Annotated in this window: 11 protein-coding genes and 1 pseudogene; 8 read left to right on the top strand and 4 right to left on the bottom strand. The window is 66.5% G+C overall.

All coding sequences use genetic code 11. The features are described from left to right. The first annotated feature begins 56 nt into the window (after positions 1 to 56). The 3 genes from WKB25_RS13605 to WKB25_RS13595 all read left to right on the top strand — a co-directional run bounded on the left by WKB25_RS13605 (position 57) and on the right by WKB25_RS13595 (position 3,115). Positions 57 to 746, top strand: a complete 690-nt coding sequence (locus tag WKB25_RS13605) for a glutathione S-transferase (RefSeq protein ID WP_340571201.1) — start codon at positions 57 to 59, stop codon at positions 744 to 746. A gap of 31 nt (positions 747 to 777) precedes the next feature. Continuing rightward, complete coding sequence (locus WKB25_RS13600) at positions 778 to 2,343, top strand: YdiU family protein (RefSeq protein WP_340571200.1); 1,566 nt, start codon at positions 778 to 780, stop codon at positions 2,341 to 2,343. A 235-nt stretch (positions 2,344 to 2,578) separates the two neighbouring features. After that, positions 2,579 to 3,115: an adenine phosphoribosyltransferase gene (locus tag WKB25_RS13595; RefSeq protein WP_340571199.1), complete on the top strand. Its 537-nt coding sequence runs from the start codon at positions 2,579 to 2,581 to the stop codon at positions 3,113 to 3,115. 142 nt (positions 3,116 to 3,257) lie between these two features. Here the strand turns inward: WKB25_RS13595 and dbpA are convergent, their stop codons facing one another. Beyond that, a complete protein-coding gene (dbpA, locus tag WKB25_RS13590; RefSeq protein ID WP_340571198.1) occupies positions 3,258 to 4,634 on the bottom strand; it encodes an ATP-dependent RNA helicase DbpA in 1,377 nt (458 codons plus the stop codon). A 207-nt stretch (positions 4,635 to 4,841) separates the two neighbouring features. After that, positions 4,842 to 5,921 (bottom strand): YeiH family protein, encoded by a 1,080-nt coding sequence (locus WKB25_RS13585; RefSeq protein WP_340571197.1) that lies wholly within the window; start codon positions 5,919 to 5,921, stop codon positions 4,842 to 4,844. A gap of 101 nt (positions 5,922 to 6,022) precedes the next feature. Between WKB25_RS13585 and WKB25_RS13580 the strand changes: the two genes are divergently transcribed. Next, a complete protein-coding gene (locus WKB25_RS13580; protein ID WP_340571196.1) occupies positions 6,023 to 6,898 on the top strand; it encodes a LysR family transcriptional regulator in 876 nt (291 codons plus the stop codon). Between the two features lie 236 nt (positions 6,899 to 7,134). Continuing rightward, positions 7,135 to 9,015, top strand: coding sequence for an ATP-binding cassette domain-containing protein (locus tag WKB25_RS13575; RefSeq protein ID WP_340571195.1), 1,881 nt, complete (start codon positions 7,135 to 7,137; stop codon positions 9,013 to 9,015). Positions 9,016 to 9,207: 192 nt separating this feature from the next. Here the strand turns inward: WKB25_RS13575 and WKB25_RS13570 are convergent, their stop codons facing one another. Then, on the bottom strand, positions 9,208 to 9,669 hold the full coding sequence (locus WKB25_RS13570) for a cytochrome c (RefSeq protein ID WP_099821251.1): 462 nt from the start codon (positions 9,667 to 9,669) through the stop codon (positions 9,208 to 9,210). Positions 9,670 to 9,678: 9 nt separating this feature from the next. Next, the gene (locus WKB25_RS13565; RefSeq protein ID WP_089240512.1) at positions 9,679 to 10,074 is read right to left on the bottom strand and encodes a c-type cytochrome; all 396 of its coding nucleotides are present in this window, start codon (positions 10,072 to 10,074) and stop codon (positions 9,679 to 9,681) included. A 205-nt stretch (positions 10,075 to 10,279) separates the two neighbouring features. Between WKB25_RS13565 and WKB25_RS13560 the strand changes: the two genes are divergently transcribed. From WKB25_RS13560 to WKB25_RS13550, 3 genes and pseudogenes are all read left to right on the top strand, one after another. Then, positions 10,280 to 11,431, top strand: a complete 1,152-nt coding sequence (locus WKB25_RS13560) for an efflux RND transporter periplasmic adaptor subunit (RefSeq protein ID WP_340571194.1) — start codon at positions 10,280 to 10,282, stop codon at positions 11,429 to 11,431. A 62-nt stretch (positions 11,432 to 11,493) separates the two neighbouring features. Then, positions 11,494 to 14,949, top strand: a pseudogene (locus WKB25_RS13555) (efflux RND transporter permease subunit); the annotation flags it as partial. Further along, positions 14,946 to 18,032: an efflux RND transporter permease subunit gene (locus tag WKB25_RS13550; protein ID WP_340571193.1), complete on the top strand. Its 3,087-nt coding sequence runs from the start codon at positions 14,946 to 14,948 to the stop codon at positions 18,030 to 18,032. The pseudogene WKB25_RS13555 and the gene WKB25_RS13550, both read left to right, overlap by 4 nt. The last annotated feature ends 145 nt before the right edge of the window (positions 18,033 to 18,177 follow it).

Here is an 18,177-nt window from a genome sequence, read left to right as displayed (position 1 = left end):
TACAAGGGGCATGCACCCGGCACGATACGATGCAGGCCTCCTCAAGGATCGTCCCCATGCGCATCGTCCATCATCTGGAAAACTCCCGTTCGCTGCGCGTGCTGTGGATGCTGGAGGAGCTGGGGCTGGACTACGAGCTGCGCCGCTACCCGCGCGACCCGAAGACGATGCTGGCGCCGCCGGAACTGCGTCAGGTGCACCCGCTGGGCAAGGCCCCGGTGCTGCAGGATGGTGAACTGATCCTCGCCGAATCCGGCGCCATCCTCGATTACCTGGCTGACCGCTACGACGTGCATCGGCAGCTGTCGCCGTCGCCGGTGCCGGCCGATGGCAAAGAGCGCATCGACTACCGCTACTGGCTGCACTATGCCGAAGGCTCGGCGATGCCGCCGATGCTGCTGACGCTGGTGATCAGTCGCATCCGCAGCGCGCCGATGCCGTTCTTCGCGCGGCCGATCGCCCGCAGCATCGCCGACAAGGCCGAGCGCGGTTTCGTCGGCCCGCAGCGACGCCTGCATCTGGACTGGATGGAACGGCGTCTGGCCGAAAGCCCGTGGTTTGCCGGCGAGCGCTTCACCGCCGCGGACATCCAGATGAGCTTCCCGATCCAGGCAGCGGCAGCACGCGGCGGCGGGCTGGACGACAAGCCGGCGTTGCGAGGCTTCCTCAAGCGCATCGGCGAGCGTCCGGCCTACCAGCGTGCCGAGGCGCACGGTGGCGCACTGCAGGCCCTGCGCGGCGATTGAGGACGGCCGTCGCCGCCCCCATGCTGTGCCCATGGATACCACTGCCCCCCAGTTCGACAACCGCCTGCTGAATCTGCTGCCGGGCGATCCCGAGTCCGGCCCGCGCCGGCGCGAAGTGCTGGGTGCAGCCTGGTCGCCGGTGATGCCGACGCCTGTTGCAGCGCCGGTGCTGCTGGCGTGGTCGCCGGAGGTGGCCGGGATGCTGGGGTTCGATCCTGCGCAGGTCGAGGATGAGGGCTTCGCCCAGGTGTTCGGTGGCAACGCGTTGTATGCGGGCATGCAGCCATGGGCGGCCAACTATGGTGGCCATCAGTTCGGGCATTGGGCCGGGCAGCTGGGTGATGGTCGCGCCATATCGCTGGGCGAGTTGATCGGCGTCGATGGCAGGCACTGGGAGCTTCAGCTGAAGGGTGCCGGGCCGACGCCGTATTCGCGCGGCGCCGACGGCCGTGCAGTGCTGCGCTCGTCGATCCGGGAATTCCTGTGCAGCGAGGCGATGCATCACCTCGGCGTGCCGACCACGCGTGCCCTGTCGCTGGTCGGGACCGGCGAAGACGTGGTGCGTGACATGTTCTATGACGGTCATCCGCGCGCGGAGCCCGGCGCGATCGTCTGCCGGGTGTCGCCCTCGTTCCTGCGTTTTGGTTCATTTGAACTGCCTGCTTCACGTGGCGAGACTGCACTGTTGAAGCAGATGGTCGACGCCTGCATCGCCCGAGATTTCCCGGAACTGAAGGGGCAGGGCGAGGTGCTGTATGGCGACTGGTTCGCACAGATCGCCGTGCGGACCGCCGAAATGATCGCCCACTGGATGCGCGTGGGCTTCGTGCATGGGGTGATGAACACCGACAACCTCTCGGTGCTCGGCGTGACCCTCGACTATGGCCCGTATGGCTGGGTCGAGGACTTCGATCCGGACTGGACCCCGAACACCACCGATGCGCAGGGGCGTCGCTATCGTTTCGGCACCCAGCCGCAGGTGGCGTACTGGAACCTCAGCCGTCTGGCACAGGCGCTGTCGCCGTTGTTCGCCGACGTGCAGCCGCTGCAGGCAGGGCTGGCCGCGTACCAGGCGACCTTTGTCGCCTGCACCCGCCGCGATGTGGCGGCCAAGCTGGGGCTGGCGGCGGCCGACGATGCCGATCTGCAGCTCTACCAGCGCTGGCAGCAGCTGATGCAGGACGGCGGCATGGACATGACCCTGGCATGGCGAGCGTTGATGCGCATCGATGCCGACGCGTCCGACGCGGGGGTACTGGCCGACGTCTTCTACGACGTTGAGCGCCAGCACGCGGTGCAGGAATCTCTGCAGCAGTGGTTGCAGGATTACGCGGCACGGCTGCGTGCCGACCCGCTGTCGGCAGCCGAGCGTCTCGCGAAGATGGGGGAGGCCAATCCGCTGTATGTGCTGCGCAACTGGCTGGCACAGGAAGCGATCGACCGCGCCGAGCAGGGCGACCTGGGCGGTGTGCATGCCCTGCAGGAGGTGTTGCGTGATCCATACACCGAACGCCCGGGGCTCGAGCACTACGCCGGCAAGCGCCCGGCGTGGGCTGACAATCGCGCAGGCTGCTCGATGCTGTCCTGCAGTTCCTGAAAGGTGTTCTTCTGCAGGGCTGCGCCCTGCACCCGTCCATGGGGGCTTTGCCGCGGCATCCATGCCGCGGACACCCCGAAATCCGACACCGTCCCGCCAAACCACGTGATTCAGCTTCTGCCTTGGCTCTTGATCTGGCCTCTGCAGGTGCCGGGCGCAGCCCGGCCGAACCCCTCAACAGGCAGCCGGCGCCCGGAACAGGTACCCTATGCCGCCATCAGACAACCGAATCGCCATGACCGACGCCATCGTCGCTCCGCAGTGGGCCTCGCGCCTGCGCGACATCGCCGACTTCCCCAAGCCGGGCATTCTGTTCAAGGACATCATGCCGTTGCTCGCGCACAGCGAGGACTTCCGTGGCGCGATCGCAGCGATGGCCGATCGCTGGCGCGAGCAGAAGCTGGATGCAGTGATCGGCATCGAATCGCGTGGCTTCATTCTGGGCGCGGCCATGGCACTGGAACTGGGCGTCGGCTTCGTGCCGGTGCGCAAGCCGGGCAAGCTGCCGGGCAAGGTGCTGCGCGAGGAATACACCCTGGAATACCGCAGCGACTGCATTGAAGTGCATGCCGACGCGCTGCCCGCAGGTGCGCGCGTAGCGATCATCGACGACGTGCTGGCAACCGGCGGTACGCTTGTTGCTGCGTTGTCGCTGGTGCGCCGCCTGGGCGTAGAAGTAGTCGGCGCCGGCGTGCTGGTCGAGCTGGACGGCCTGGGTGGTCGTGGCCGCTGGGAAGCGGATCTGCCGCTGCATACCGAACTGGTGTTCTGATCGGGCCGCAGGCCCATCGGACGTTGCCAACCAAGCCCAAATGGTGGGTGTCAACCTTGGTTGGCACCGGATGGATGGGCCAACCAAGGTTGGCCACTACCGGTCACGTCGCTGCCAACCGTGATTGGCAGCGCTCCTTCAATCACATCATCCGCACGCGGAACCGTCGGCCCTTGATCTTGCCGGCTTCCAGCTTCGCCACCGCCTTGTTGACCTGCTCGCGGGCGATCGCCACGTAGGAGCGGGTCGGGAAGATCGCGATCTTGCCGATGAACTTGGCCGACAGGCCGGCGTCGCCGGTGAGTGCGCCGAGGATGTCGCCCGCGCGCAGCTTGTCGGTCTTGCCGCCATCGATACGCAGGGTGCGCATCGCCGCCTGCGGCAGCTCGGCCGGGCGCGACGTCGCCAGCGGCGTTTTCTGCCAATCCAGCGGCTCGCCGCGCTGCGCTTCGATGGCGTCGGCGCGGTTCTTTTCGCGGCCTGCCACCAGGCTGATCGCCAGGCCACTGGCGCCGGCACGGCCGGTGCGGCCGACACGGTGCTGGTAGCTCTCGACGTCGGTTGGCAGCTCGTAGTTGATCACCGCAGCCAGCTCTTCCACATCCAGCCCGCGTGCGGCGACGTCGCTGGCAACCAGCACGTTGCAGCTGCGGTTGGCCAGGCGCAGCAGCACTTCCTCACGGTCGCGCTGCTCCATGTCGCCATGCAGGGCGAGCGCGGAGAAGCCGAACTGCTGCAGCGAGTTGGCCACTTCGTCCACGTCCTTGCGGGTGTTGCAGAACACCACGGCCGATTCGGGCGTGTACTTCAGCAGCAGGCCAGCCAGCGCCTTCTGCCGGTGTGCCGGTTCGACTTCGCAGAACAGGTGTCGGATGGCCGGCGTCTGATCGGCGCCTTCCACGGTCACTTCCACGGCATCGCGCAGCAGGTCACGGGCCATGGCGCGGATGGTGTCGGGGAAAGTGGCCGAGAACAGCAGGCTCTGGCGATCGCGGTGGGTACGGCCGGCGATCTCACGGATCGGTTCCTCAAAACCCATGTCGAGCATGCGATCGGCTTCGTCCAGCACCAGCGTGCGCACGGCGCCCAGATTCAGCGCACGCTTGCGCGCCAGTTCCTGCACGCGGCCGGGCGTGCCGACCACCACATGCGGATCGTGGCTTTCCAGCGAGGCCAGCTGCGGGCCGAGCGGCGTGCCGCCGGTCAGCAGCAGCAGCTTCAGGTTGGGGATGCCGGTGGCCAGCTTGCGGATCTGCTTGGCCACCTGGTCGGCCAGCTCGCGGGTGGGGCACAGCACCAGCCCCTGCACGCGGATCAGGCTGGGGTCGATGGACTGCAGCAGGCCCAGGCCGAAGGCAGCGGTCTTGCCGCTGCCGGTCGGGGCTTGGGCAATGACATCGCGGCCATCAAGGATGGCGGGCAGGCTCTGCGCCTGGATCGGCGTGAGGGTGGTGTAGCCGAGGGCATCCAGGCCGGGCTGCAGGGCCGGGCTCAGCGGCAGGGTCGAGAAATCAGTCATGGCGCATTGTACCTGCGCGCGCGCCCGCTCCCGCCTCGGAGCCTTCATCCACGCATGGCGTGGATCTACCGGGGAGGCCAGTGCCTTGGGGCTTTCATCCACGCATGGCGTGGATCTACCGGGCACGCATGGCGTGGATCTACCGGGAGGCCAGTGCCTTGGGGATTCAGTAGATCCACGCCATGCGTGGATGCTCTGGCCGGCCGCTCAGCCCAGCACCGCCAGCACACCCTGGTGGATCGCCAGGCCGCCGAACAGCAGCCAGAAGAACAGGATCAGCGCCAGCAGCAGCGGCTTCAGGCCGGCCTGGCGCAGCGCCGACACGTGGGTGGTCAGGCCCAGTGCGGCCATTGCCATCGCCAGCAGCACCGTATCCAGCTGCACCAGACCTGCCTGCAGCCCGGCCGGCAGCAGGTGCAGCGAATTGAGGCCGGCAACCGCCACGAAACCGAACGCGAACCACGGCACCACGATTCGGGCCTTGCCGCCGCCCGCCGCCGCCTTGCCGCCACGCGCCAGCCACAACGACAGCGCGATCAGGAACGGTGCCAGCAGCATCACCCGCACCATCTTGGTGATGACAGCGGTATCGGCGGCCGGCCCGCTCACCGCGCGTCCGGCGGCGACCACCTGCGCGACCTCGTGGACGGTCGCGCCGGTGAACAGGCCGTACTGCTGCGCGTCCATCGCCAGCCAGCCATGTGACTGCATCAGCGTGTACAGCGCCGGATACAGGAACATGGCCACGGTTCCGAACACCACCACCGTCGATACCGCCACCGTCACCTGCGCAGCACGCCCGCGTACCACAGGTTCGGCGGCCATGACGGCGGCCGCACCGCAGATGGCGCTGCCGGCACCGATCAACATGGCGGCCTCGCGCTCCATCCTGAATACCCGCACGCCCAACCAGCAGGCCAGGCCGAAGGTGCTTGCCACCACCAGCACGTCCATCAGCACGCCGGCGATGCCGACGTGGCCGATGTCCTGGAAGGTCAGCCGCAGGCCGTACAGCACGATGCCGGCGCGCAGCAGCCAATGCTTGGAGAAGCCGACGCCCGCCGCGCTGGCGGGGGCCAGCCGTGGATAGAGCGTGTTGCCGACCACGATGCCAGCGACGATCGCCACGGTCAGCGCGCTCAGGCCGTGAGCCTGCAGCCACGGCAGCTCGGCCAGATACAGCGAGGCGGCCGCGACCAGGCCGACCAGCAGCAGGCCGGGCAGCCGAGGTTGCCAGCGCTGGCGCAGGGCGGGCAGGGACCAGGAGGAGAGGGCGGGGGCGTTCATGGCAGTGGAAGGGTCTGGAGAGGCCATGCCAGCGTGCGCTCGCCACATTGACCTGTAAAACGAATAATATTGGTGAAAAGTACCCATATAGCAGGTTGAATGTGCGCCTGACCCTCCGCCAGCTGCAGGTCTTCGTCGCCATCGCCGATCACGGCAGCACCACGGCCGCCGGTCAGGCCATCGCCCTCTCGCAATCGGCCAGCAGCGCCGCGCTGCAGGAACTGGAGGCGCATTTCGGCACGCCACTGTTCGACCGCATCGGCCGTCGCCTGGCGTTGAACGGCCACGGCCGGGCGTTGCTGGAACCGGCGCGCGCGCTGCTGGTCAATGCCGCCGATCTGGAGCGGCAGTTGGCGGCGGGCGGTGACCCGGCCCAAGGCGCACCGCTGCGGCTGGTACTGGCGGCCAGCACCACCATCGGCAACTACCTGCTACCGCCGCGCATCGCCGAACTGCTGCGGCAGGCACCGCAGGCCGAGGTCGACCTGCGCATCGACAACAGCGCAGGCGTGGTGGCGGCCGTTCAACGGTTGGACGTGGATGCAGGGTTGATCGAAGGCCCATGCCACGAACGCGGACTGCAGGTGACTGCCTGGCAGCAGGACCCGCTGGTGATCGTGGCAGCGGCCGATGCTCGCCCACGCTGGTCGCTGGAAGAACTGCGCAGTGCCCGTTGGCTGCTGCGCGAACCCGGCTCAGGCACCCGCGAGGCCGTCGAACAGGCCTTGCTGCCGCACCTGCGAGGCTTCGCGCAGACGCTGCAGCTGGGCAATACCGAAGCCATCAAGCAAGCCGCCATCGCCGGCCTCGGCCTGGCCTGCCTGTCCCGCCACGCGCTGGAAGAGCCCCTGGCCCTGGGCCGCCTGCGTATTCTGGAAACCCCGCTGCCCGCCCTGCAGCGCACGCTGTGGCTGGTACGCCACCCCGGCAAGCGATGGTTGCCGGGTTTGCAGGCGTTGTTGGGCGAAGTGGGGTAATCCGCCGGTATCCAGTCGATTGCATCCATCGATGGATCCTGCAGCGATCATCCACGCATGGCGTGGATCTACGTGCCGACCAAGGTCGACACCTACCAACAGCAGCGGGAAACTGTCTGAGGCACCCCGCCATCCCACGGCAAGCCCGCTTCAGGCTGTTGCTGTTGCAGCGGCGGTTGCCCCCGCGGGTGCCGGGCGCCGCCCGGCCAAGCCCCGCAACCCGCTACAATGGCCGGATGCCTCTGATTACTCTGCAAAACGTCGACTTCAGCGTCGGCGGCCCGCTGTTGCTGGAAAAAGCCGAACTGTCGATCGAGCCGGGCGAGCGTATCGCCCTGATCGGCCGCAACGGCGCCGGCAAATCGACCCTGCTCAAGCTGCTGTCCGGCGACCACAAGCCCGATGACGGCGAAGTGCGCGTACAGCAGGGCGTGCGCGTGACCCGCCTTGAGCAGGAAGTCCCGCATGGCGCCGCCGGCAGCGTGTTCGACGTCGTCGCCGACGGCCTGGGCGAACTGGGTCAATGGCTCGCCGAATTCCATCACCTCAGCCACGCCGACGTGTTCGATGGCGAAGCGCTGGGCAACGTGCAGGCGAAGATCGATGCCGCCAACGGCTGGGGCCTGGATCAGCGCGTCAGCGAGACCCTGACCAAGCTCGACCTCGATGGCGAAGCGGAGTTCGCGCGCCTGTCCGGCGGCATGAAGCGCCGCGTGCTGCTCGGTCGCGCGCTGGTCTCCAGCCCCGACCTGCTGCTGCTGGACGAACCGACCAACCACCTGGACATCGAAGCCATCGACTGGCTCGAAATGTTCCTCAAGAACTGGAACGGCAGCGTGGTGTTCGTTACCCATGACCGCCGCTTCCTGCGCGCGCTGGCCACCCGCATCGTCGAGATCGATCGCGGCCAGGTCACCAGCTGGCCGGGCGACTGGGCCAACTACGAGCGCCGTCGCGAAGAACGCCTCAATGCGCAGGCCCAGGAAAACGCGCGGTTCGACAAGCTGCTGGCGCAGGAAGAAGTGTGGATCCGCCAGGGCATCAAGGCTCGCCGCACCCGTGACGAAGGCCGCGTGCGCCGCCTGAAGGCGATGCGCAACGAGCGTTCCGCACGCCGAGACCTCAGTGGCAACGTCAAGATGGAAGCCGCCCAGGGCGTGAGCTCGGGCAAGAAGGTCATCGACATCAAGGACATTTCGTTCGCCTTCGGCGATCGCACGATGGTCCGTGATTTCTCCACCACCATCCTGCGCGGCGACCGCATCGGCCTGATCGGCCCCAACGGCAGTGGCAAGACCACGCTGCTGAAGCTGCTGCTGGGCGAACTGCAGCCGCAGAAGGGTGAGGTCAACGCCGGCACCAACCTGCAGGTTGCGTACTTCGACCAGTACCGTGCAGTGCTGCGCGAAGACTGGAGCGCGATCGAGAACGTGGCCGAAGGCCGCGATTTCCTCGAGTTCAACGGCAAGCGCAAGCACGTGCACGCCTACCTGCAGGACTTCATGTTCACCCCGGAGCGCGCGCGTGCGCCGATCACCCGCCTGTCCGGTGGCGAGCGTAACCGCCTGCTGCTGGCCAAGCTGTTCGCGCAGCCGTCCAACCTGCTGGTGATGGACGAACCGACCAACGACCTGGACGTGGAAACCCTGGAGCTGCTGGAAGAGCTGCTTGGCGAATACAACGGCACGTTGCTGCTGGTCAGCCATGATCGTGACTTCATCGACAACGTGGTGACGTCCACGCTGGTGATGGAAGGCGATGGCGTGATTGGCGAATACGTGGGTGGGTACAGCGACTGGCAGCGTTACGCGGCCAGCGTGGTCGCCGCGCCTGCGGCGGTTGCTGCCGCCAAGCCGGCGGTGGCTGCCCAGACTGCTGCTGTGGAACCGGCTGCGCCAAAGCGCAAGCTTGCCTACAAGGAAGCGCGCGAGCTGGAGCAGTTGCCTAAGACGATCGAAAAGCTCGAAGGCGATGTCGAAGGCCTGACCGCAGCGATGAACGATCCGTCGTTCTACACGCGCAGCAGTGCCGAAGTGACCGCGCACACCCAGCAGCTGGCCAAGGTGCAGGCCGAACTGGATGCAGCGTACGCGCGCTGGGAAGAGCTGGAAGGCTGAGTGGGAGCCGGGTCATGCCCGGCTCAGTAGATCCACGCCATGCGTGGATATCACCCTCGGTGCGGAGCAAGGTCCGCACCCACCGGGATGCGTCCCGCGGCCATGAACCCATCAGGCTGCAGTAGATCCACGCCATGCGTGGATGTCCGGATCAGCGCGGACCAAGGTCCGCACCCACCGGGGGGGCGGCGATCATTTGACCCCGTGCAGATCCCGCAGCTGGCTCGTGCGGCTGCCGAAGTACGCCGCCAGATCGGCGATGTCCTGATCGCTCAGGTCCTTCGCTTGCGGCGTCATCAGCGCATGCTGGCGGTCACCGGCACGGTAGGCCTGCAGCGCATGCGCCAGGTAGTCGCCATATTGCCCACCCAGCTTCGGATAGGTCGGATCGATCGGTGCATTGCCGTCGGCGCCGTGGCAATCGATGCAGCTCTGGCTGGTGGCCTTGCTCTTGACCTTGGCGCGGGCCTCACCGGCGGCTTCACGTCCGGCAGGCAGGCCAGCGGATGAAGATGATCCGTGCTCGCCGCTGGCATGGCCGGGATCGCCGGCGGATTTCTCGCTGTTCTCCACCTGTGACTGCGAGCAGGCCGCCAGCAGCAGGGCGACGGACAGGGCGATGGCGTGACGCAGTGGATGCGCGGCTTTCGACATGGGCGGGCCTTACTTGACGGTGGACAGGTAAACAGCGAGATCGGCGATCTCCTGTTCGCTGAAACTCATCGACTGTGCCTGCATCGTGGGATGCCGGCGCTTGCCCTGGCGGTACTCGGTCAGAGCCTGGGTCAGGTACTGCTGGGTCTGGCCACCGATCTTCGGTACCCGGTAACTGGGGTACGCATTCTTGTAACCGGTGATGCCATGGCACCCCTGGCAGGTATAGGCCAGCACACGGCCATTGTCGAAACTGCCGGTGGGCGTGGCGGCCGCCGGCACAGGGGCCGTAGCCGGTGCCGGGGCGGGTGCTGCAGGAGCAGAAGCAGGAGCGGGCTGTGCAGCGGCCCCGAGGGGCAGGAGGACGGCCAGAGCGAGACAAGCGGCGAGCGGCTGCGGGCGCATGGTGTCTTTTCCGGGGATTCGGGTCTGGTCGTTCCGGCGTGGGGTACGGAACGACCCGAGTATAGCCTCAGGTTTCATCTAGCTGAAATGGGGTCGGTCCGACCGGCGGCGTGAAGACACCATGACCTTTGGGATATGGTGTTGCCGTGAAGTGGTGCATTACTTTGCTACCACACCTGCCCACGCATCCTCCAGGGATCTGACGATGTCGCACCAAACCTTCCTGCCCGGCCCCCGCAGCGGACTCTGCGCTGCCGCGCTGCTGCTCTCCACCTCCCTGCTGCTGAGCGGTTGCGCCGCTGGGCCCAACAACGAGGCCAAGGCGGCCGAGACCAAGGACGAGAAGAAGGTCGAGGCGGTGCCGGTGGAAGTGGCGGTGGCCAGCCATCGCACGGTGGCCGCCAGCTACACCGGAACTGCAGCACTGGAGCCGCGCGCCGAATCGCAGGTGGTTGCCAAGACGTCGGGCGTCGCGTTGGCGGTGCTGGTCGAGGAAGGCCAGCGGGTCAGCGCCGGGCAGCCCCTGGTTCGCCTGGATCCGGACCGCGCGCGCCTGGCCGTAGCGCAGAGCGAAGCGCAGATGCGCAAATTGGAAAACGACTATCAGCGTGCGCAGAAGCTGGTCGCCCAGCAGCTGGTCAGTGCGGCCAGCGTCGACCAGTTGCGCTACGACCTGGAAAACGTGCGCGCCCAGTACCGCCTTGCCACGCTGGAACTGTCGTACACCACCGTGGTCGCACCGATTTCCGGCGTGATCGCCTCGCGTTCGATCAAGACCGGCAACTTCGTGCAGATCAACACGCCGATCTTCCGCATCGTCGACAACTCGCGGCTGGAAGCCACCCTCAACGTGCCCGAGCGCGAGCTGGCGACGTTGCGCGCAGGCCAGCCGGTCACGTTGTCGGCCGATGCGCTGCCGGGCCAGACCTTCACCGGTGTCGTCGACCGAATCGCGCCGGTGGTGGATTCGGGCAGTGGCACCTTCCGTGTGGTCAGTGCCTTCGATGGCGCCGCGCAGTCGCTGCAGCCGGGCATGTTCGGCCGCATCCGCATCGACTACGACCAGCGTGCCGATGCGCTGGTGGTGCCGCGCCTGGCACTGCTGGACGATGGTGAGCCGGCGGTGTTCCGGGTGCGTGAGGGCAAGGTCGCGCGGGTGCCGGTCAAGCTCGGCTATGCCGAAGGACCGTGGGTGGAAATCCGTGAGGGCCTGGCCGCTGGCGACCAGATCGTCACCGCCGGCAAGGTCGCCCTGCGCGATGGCACGGCGGTGCAGGTGATCGCCGATCCGAAGGCCAAGGCGAAGACGGTAGCCACCTCGGCCAAGCCGGCAGAGAAGGCCGGGAGCACGCAATGACCGCGCCCGGCCACGACCCCGGTGCCTCGCCAGGGAGCGACGGCGCCGCCGCAGGCATGCGTGGCGGCCTGGTGGAGTTCGCCACCCGCCGTCGCGTCACCATCGCCATGTGCACGGTCACCCTGCTGCTGTTCGGCCTGATCGCGCTGGGCAACCTCAAGGTCAACCTGCTGCCCGACCTGAGCTATCCGACGCTGACCGTGCGCACCGAATACACCGGTGCGGCGCCGACTGAAATCGAAACCCTGATCACCCAGCCGGTCGAAGAAGCCGTGGGCGTGGTCAAGAACCTGCGCAAGCTGAAGTCGGTCTCGCGCACCGGCCAGAGTGATGTGGTGCTCGAGTTCGCCTGGGGCACCAACATGGACCAGGCCAGCCTGGAAGTGCGCGACAAGATGGAAGCGCTGAACCTGCCACTGGAAGCCAAGGCGCCGGTGCTGCTGCGCTTCAATCCCTCCACCGAGCCGATCATGCGCCTGGTGCTGTCGACCAAGGCCGCGCCTGCGACCGACGAAGAAGCAATCCGTGAACTGACCGGCCTGCGTCGCTATGCCGATGAAGACCTGAAGAAGAAGCTGGAGCCGGTCACCGGCGTGGCGGCGGTCAAGGTCGGCGGTGGCCTGGAAGACGAGATCCAGGTTGACATCGACCAGCAGAAACTGGCCCAGCTCAACCTGCCGATCGACACCGTCATCAAGCGGTTGAAGGAAGAGAACATCAACATTTCCGGCGGCCGCCTGGAGGAGGGCTCACAGCGCTTCCTGGTACGTACCGTCAACCAGTTCGCCGACCTGGAAGAGATCCGCAACCTGCTGGTCACCACCCAGTCCGCCAACGGCAGCGCGGCCGACTCGGCGTTGCAGCAGATGTTCAACATTGCCGCCTCGACGGGTTCGGCTGCGGCCGTCGCCGCGGCTTCCGCCGCGCAGAGCGCTTCCTCTGGCGGCGCCTCCAGCGTGGTCGCCAACGGTGTGCCGGTGCGCCTGAAGGACGTGGCCACCGTGCGCCAGGGCTACAAGGAACGCGAAGCGGTCATCCGCCTGGGCGGCAAGGAATCGGTCGAACTGGCTATCTACAAGGAAGGCGACGCCAATACCGTGGCCACCGCCGAAGCGCTGCGCAAGCGTCTGGAGCAGATCAAGGCAACGTTCCCGGCCGATGCCGAACTGACCACCATCGAAGACCAGTCGCGCTTCATCGAGCACGCCATCGCCGACGTCAAGAAGGACGCGGTGATCGGCGGCCTGCTGGCGATCCTGATCATCTTCCTGTTCCTGCGCGATGGCTGGAGCACGTTCGTGATCAGCCTGTCGTTGCCGGTCTCGATCATCGCCACGTTCTTCTTCATGGGCCAGCTCGGCCTGAGCTTGAACGTGATGTCGCTGGGCGGCCTGGCACTGGCCACGGGCCTGGTGGTGGATGACTCGATCGTGGTGCTGGAGAGCATCGCCAAGGCGCGCGAACGCGGCTTGGGCATCCTGCAGGCCGCCATCGCCGGTACCCGCGAAGTGAGCATGGCAGTGGTCGCTTCGACCCTGACCACCATCGCGGTGTTCCTGCCGTTGGTGTTCGTCGACGGCATCGCCGGCCAGCTGTTCCGCGACCAGGCGCTGACCGTGGCGATCGCCATCGCGATCTCGCTGCTGGTGTCGATGACCCTGATCCCGATGCTGAGCTCGCTGAAGGGCCGGCCGCCGCTGGCCTTCCCGGAGGAAGCCGCGGCCGAGCCGTGGCAGCCGCAGAGCCGCTGGCAGAAGCCGGTCGCACTCGGTCGTCGTGGTGTGGTGGCGACGATGCGCTGGAGCTTCTACGCGCTGGCATGGCTGGTGGTGCGCCTCTGCCGTGGCGTGGCTGCTGTGGTCGGCCCGGTGATGCGCAAGGCCAGCGACATCGCCATGAGGCCATACGCCGGTGCCGAGCGCGGCTACCTGCGGTTGCTGCCGGGTGCGTTGGCCCACCCCGGCAAGGTGCTGGGCCTGGCTGCGCTGGCGTTTGTCGGCACGATGGCGCTGGTGCCGATACTCGGTGCCGACCTGATCCCGCAGCTGGCGCAGGACCGTTTCGAAATGACGGTGAAGCTGCCGGCGGGCACGCCGCTGAAGCAGACCGATGCGCTGGTGCGCGAGCTTCAGTTGGCACACGGCAAGGGTGAAGGCGTGGCATCGCTGTACGGCGTCAGCGGCAGCGGTACCCGCCTGGATGCCAGCCCGACCGAAAGTGGAGAGAACATCGGCAAGCTGACCATAGTGATGGAAGGCGGCGGCAATCCGCAGACCGAAGCGGAGATCACCGAGCGCCTGCGCGACACCATGGGTCAGCACCCGGGTGCGCAGGTGGACTTCGCGCGGCCGGCATTGTTCAGCTTCTCCACGCCGCTGGAGATCGAACTGCGCGGCCAGGACATGGCCACCCTGGAAGTGGCGGGCCAGCGCCTGGCGGCGCTGCTGCGTGGCAACGCGCACTACGCTGACGTCAAGTCGACCGTGGAAGAGGGCTTCCCGGAAATCCAGATCCGCTTCGACCAGGAGCGTGCCGGTGCGCTGGGCCTGACCACGCGGCAGATCGCCGACGTGGTGGTGAAGAAGGTGCGCGGCGATGTGGCCACCCGCTACAGCTTCCGTGACCGCAAGATCGACGTGCTGGTACGCGCACAGGAAACCGACCGTGCCAGTGTGGAGAGCATCCGCCGGTTGATCGTCAATCCGGGCAGCACCCGTCCGGTCACCCTGGACGCAGTGGCTGATGTGGTCGCCACCACCGGCCCGAGCGAGATCCATCGCGCCGACCAGACCCGGGTTGCCGTGGTCTCGGCCAACCTGCGCGACATCGACCTTGGCGCGGCCATGCGCGAAGTGCAGCAGATGGTGTCCGAACAGCCGTTGGGCGCCGGCGTGGGCCTGCACATCGGTGGCCAGGGTGAGGAACTGGCACAGGCAGCGAAGTCGCTGATCTTCGCCTTCGGCCTGGCGATCTTCCTCGTCTACCTGGTGATGGCCTCGCAGTTCGAATCGCTGCTGCATCCGTTCGTTATCCTGTTCACCATCCCGCTGGCGCTGGTGGGCGCGATCCTGGCACTGATGCTGACCGGCAAGCCGATCTCGGTGGTGGTGTTCATCGGCCTGATCCTGCTGGTCGGTCTGGTCACCAAGAACGCGATCATCCTGATCGACAAGGTCAACCAGCTGCGCGAGGCCGGCGTGGCCAAGCACGAGGCGCTGGTGGAAGGCGCCCGCTCGCGCCTGCGGCCGATCATCATGACCACGCTGTGCACGCTGTTCGGCTTCCTGCCGCTGGCGGTGGCGATGGGCGAGGGCGCCGAGGTGCGCGCACCGATGGCGATCACCGTGATCGGTGGCCTGCTGGTGTCGACGCTGTTGACCCTGCTGGTGATTCCGGTGGTGTACGACCTGATGGACCGCCGCGGTGATGCCTATTACCGCGAACGTGGTCGCAAGCACGCCGGTGAAGGCTTGCATGCCGCTCAGGGCAGCAGCGCGGGTGGGGAGGAACCGGCATGAGCATTGCCGAGTTCTCCATCCGTCGGCCGGTCACCACCATCATGTGTTTCGTGTCGCTGGTGGTGGTCGGACTGATTGCCTCGTTCCGGCTGCCACTGGAAGCGCTGCCGGATATCTCCGCACCGTTCCTGTTCGTGCAGATTCCGTACACCGGGTCCACGCCGGAAGAAGTCGAGCGGACCATCATCCGGCCGGTGGAGGAGTCGCTGGCGACGATGACCGGCATCAAGCGCATGCGGTCGTCGGCGACCTCCGAAGCCGCGTCGATCTTCATCGAGTTCAGCGACTGGGACCGTGACATCGCCATCGCCGCTTCAGATGCGCGCGAGCGCATCGACGCGATCCGCAGCGACCTGCCTGACGACATGCAGCGCTACAACGTGTTCAAGTGGTCCAGCAGCGACCAGCCGGTGCTGAAGGTGCGGCTGGCCAGCACCACCGACCTGACCACTGCCTATGACATGCTCGACCGCGAATTCAAGCGGCGTATCGAGCGGATTCCGGGCGTGGCCCGGGTCGAGATCACCGGCGCGCCGCCGAACGAGGTGGAGATCGCGATCGATCCGAACCGCCTGAACGCCCACGGCCTGAGCATCAATGAGCTGAGCGATCGCCTGCGTACGCTGAATTTCTCGATCTCGGCCGGGCAGATCGATGACAACGGCCAGCGCGTGCGCGTGCAGCCGGTGGGCGAGATCACCGACCTGCAGGAAATGCGCGACCTGGTCATCAATGCCAAGGGCCTTCGCCTGGGTGATATTGCCGATGTGCGGCTGAAGCCGGCGCGGATGAGCTACGGCCGCCGCCTGGATGGCAATCCTGCCGTCGGCCTGGACATCTACAAGGAACGCAGCGCCAATCTGGTGGACGTCTCACGCGGCGCGCTTGCCGAGGTTGAAGCGATCCGCGCGCAGGACTCGATGCGCGATGTGCAGATCAAGGTGATCGACAACCAGGGCAAGGCGGTGACCTCGTCCCTGCTGGAACTGGCCGAGGCAGGCGGTGTCGGCCTGATCCTGTCGGTGACGGTGCTGTTCTTCTTCCTGCGCCACTGGCCGTCCACGCTGATGGTGACCCTGGCCATTCCGATCTGCTTCACCATCACCCTGGGCTTCATGTACTTCGCCGGCGTCACGCTCAACATCCTGACCATGATGGGCCTGCTGCTGGCCGTGGGCATGCTGGTCGACAATGCCGTGGTGGTGGTCGAGAGCATCTACCAGGAACGTGAGCGGCTGCCGGACCAGCCACGCCTGGCCTCGATCATCGGCACCCGCAACGTGGCCATCGCGCTCAGCGCCGGCACCTTGTGCCACTGCATTGTGTTCGTGCCCAATCTGTTCGGCGAAACCAACAACATCAGCATCTTCATGGCGCAGATCGCGATCACCATCTCGGTCTCGCTGCTGGCCTCGTGGCTGGTGGCGGTCAGCCTGATCCCGATGCTGTCCGCACGCATGGCCACGCCGAAGCTGGTGCATTCGCAGACCGGCGTGATCGCGCGCCTGCAGCGCCGCTACGCGCAGCTGCTGGACTGGTCACTGCGCCATCGCGGCTGGAGCCTGCTGGGCATCCTGCTGGTGGTGCTGGTCAGCCTGGTGCCGATGAAGCTGACCAAGATCGACATGTTCGGTGGCGATGGTGGCAAGGACATCTTCATCGGCTACATGTGGAAGGGCGCCTACACCTACCGGCAGATGTCCGAGGAAGTGGCCCGTGTCGAAGGCTGGATCGAGCAGAACCGCGAGCGCCTGCACGTGCAGCAGGTCTATTCCTGGTATAGCGAACAGGAAGGCAGTTCGACCGTGGTCACCCTGGACGAGAAGTACGCCAAGGACATCAAGGCGCTGCAGGAGGAGCTGCGCAAGGGCCTGCCGAAGTCTGCGCGTACCGACTACTTCGTCGGCAACCAGGGCGGAGATGGTGGCGGTGGCGGTAACCAGGGCGTGCAGGTGCAGCTGGTCGGCGACTCCAGCGCGATGCTGCAGGAGATCGGCCAGGAAGTGCTGCCGTTGCTGGCACAGCGCGCGGAGCTGCGTGATGTGCGCATCGACAACGGCGAGAAGGGCGGCGAGCTGAAAGTGCACGTCGACCGCGAGCGTGCAGCGGCGTTCGGATTCAATGCCGAACAGGTTGCCAGTTTCGTTGGCCTGGCGCTGCGTGGTGCGCCGATGCGCGAGTTCCGCCGTGGTGACAACGAAGTGCCGGTGTGGGTGCGCTTCGCCGGTGCCGAACAGAGCAGCCCTGAAGACCTGGCCGGTTTCAGCGTGCGCACCGGCGATGGCCGCAGCGTACCGCTGCTGAGCCTGGTCAGCGTCGACGTAGGTTCCTCGGCGACCCAGATCGGCCGCACCAACCGCCAGACCACGTTGACCATCAAGGCCAACCTGGCCGAGAAGATCACCGCGCCGGACGGCCGCAAGGCCATGGAAGCAGTGCTCAAGCCGATGAACTTCCCGGCCGGCTACGGCTTCACCTTCGACGGCGGCGACTACGGCGATGACAACGAGGCAATGCAGCAGATGGTGTTCAATCTGCTGATCGCGCTGGTGATGATCTACGTGGTGATGGCCGCGGTGTTCGAATCGCTGCTGTTCCCGGCCGCGATCATGAGTGGCGTGCTGTTCTCGATCTTCGGCGTGTTCTGGCTGTTCTGGATCACCGGCACCTCGTTCGGGATCATGTCCTTCATCGGCATCCTGGTGCTGATGGGCGTGGTGGTGAACAACGGCATCGTGATGATCGAGCACATCAACAATCTACGCCGGGGCGGGATGGGCCGTACCCAGGCGCTGGTCGAAGGCTCGCGCGAGCGTCTGCGCCCGATCATGATGACCATGGGCACGGCGATCCTGGCGATGGTGCCGATCTCGCTGACCGATACGCAGATGTTCGGCAACGGGCCGGAGTACTCGCCGATGGCGCGTGCGATTGCCGGTGGCCTGGCGTTCTCGACCGTGGTCAGCCTGCTGTTCCTGCCGACGATCTACGCGGTGCTCGATGACCTGCGCAATGCGGTGGTGCGCCTGATCCAGCGCGCTCGCGGGCTGGAGAGGGTAGAGCCGGGCGCTGCCCGGCTGTAACGCACAACACAACGTGTTTGTGGTGGGGGGAGACCGGTCGTAGTGGGGCGGTCTCCCCCTTTTTCTCATTGCCGTATCGTGTAAATGTCGTGCCAACCGAGGTTGGTACCTGCCGGTAGCGCCGGGCCATGCCCGGCGGGGCAGC

The organism is Stenotrophomonas sp. G106K1, assembly GCF_037969685.1.
Taxonomy (GTDB): Bacteria; Pseudomonadota; Gammaproteobacteria; order Xanthomonadales; family Xanthomonadaceae; genus Stenotrophomonas; species Stenotrophomonas lactitubi.
This window is presented reverse-complemented; position numbering and strand designations above follow the sequence as displayed.